This is a genomic window from Burkholderia sp. A2, assembly GCF_001729305.1.
Classification (GTDB): Bacteria; Pseudomonadota; Gammaproteobacteria; order Burkholderiales; family Burkholderiaceae; genus Burkholderia; species Burkholderia sola.
Window position 1 is genome coordinate 1 of sequence record NZ_LZXX01000117.1, and the last position, 735, is coordinate 735.

The following is a 735-nucleotide window of genomic DNA, read 5'->3' on the forward strand; positions in this document are numbered from 1 at the left end:
GCGGCGGCCGACGGTACGATCACGCCCGGCCGGTGCGCGAGCAGCAGCCGGATGCGTTCGGTCGCGGCGGCCGCGAACGACGCGACGATGAAACCGTCCGCCGCGTTGCTGAAATGGCCGATCAGGATCTGGTCGAAGCCGGCGGCCTCGTGCGCCTGCGCGAAGCGGCGCACGTAGTCGGGCTGGACGGCCGCGCCGCCCGGTACGTCGACCTCCGCGCCGGGTGTCGCGGTGATCATGCCGATGATGTCGACTGGCATGTCGGGATGTCCTTGGATGTATCGATCGGGAAGCGTGGAAATCGCGGAAATCGTGAAACGGGCCGCACGCTTACTGCGCGGCGGCGGTCTTTTGCGCGGGCGCCGCGAACGCACCCGCATACGAGCGGTCGAGCAGCTTCGACGTGTCGTACGCGGCCGGAATCACGCCGGACTTGTGCAGGAAGTCGGCCGTATTCTGCGCATCCTTCGCGGCCGTCTCGTCGACCGGGCCCACGCGCTGTTTCGCGTTGTTGAGCCAGCGATACGCGACGTCGGGTTCGAGATTCGCGCGCTTCGCCCACAGGTCCGCGTACTCGCGCGGATGGGTGTCGACCCACTGGCGCGCGACCACCACGCGCCGCAGGAAATCGGTGATCTCGGCGCGCTTGCCCGACGCGGCCTGCTCGTTTGCGGCGACGAAGCTCAGCGCGGGCATCAGCCCCTGTGCGGTCGTCACGGGCCGCGCGCCTTGTCG

1 protein-coding gene and 1 pseudogene are annotated in these 735 nt (G+C 69.3%); both read right to left on the bottom strand.

The annotated features are described in order from the left end of the window. On the bottom strand, nt 1-260 hold a 260-nt coding region (locus A9Z05_RS26715; protein ID WP_141723493.1), incomplete at its 3' end, for an LLM class flavin-dependent oxidoreductase. A 70-nt stretch (nt 261-330) separates the two neighbouring features. Beyond that, a pseudogene (locus A9Z05_RS26720) lies at nt 331-735 on the bottom strand (ABC transporter substrate-binding protein); the annotation flags it as partial.